Below are 283 nucleotides of genomic sequence, written 5' to 3' on the forward strand. Positions count from 1 at the left end.
GAATTGGACTGCTGCCCCATGTGCCGGGCTAGAAATCGGCTTCAACGCCATGGATTTTACGAGCGTAATGCTATTGAGGCGGATGCGTCCTACCGGATCACCATTTGCCGTCTGATCTGTCCGGATTGCAGGAAGACCGTTTCCATCCTGCCAACCTTTCTTCTTCCTTATTTTCAACATACGATGGACTTCATTATCCACATCCTGCTGGCATTCTGGATCACCCGCTCTTCCTTATGTACGCGCCAATTGCGGCGGTTCTACGAAAAACGTGCTTACGGCA

1 protein-coding gene is annotated in these 283 nt (G+C 50.9%); it reads left to right on the plus strand.

The annotated features are described in order from the left end of the window. Positions 1–18: 18 nt before the first annotated feature. The coding region (locus VF724_RS21435) for a DUF6431 domain-containing protein (protein WP_371756258.1) at positions 19–283 on the plus strand (265 nt) is incomplete at its 3' end.

Source organism: Ferviditalea candida, assembly GCF_035282765.1.
GTDB classification, from domain to species: Bacteria; Bacillota; Bacilli; order Paenibacillales; family KCTC-25726; genus Ferviditalea; species Ferviditalea candida.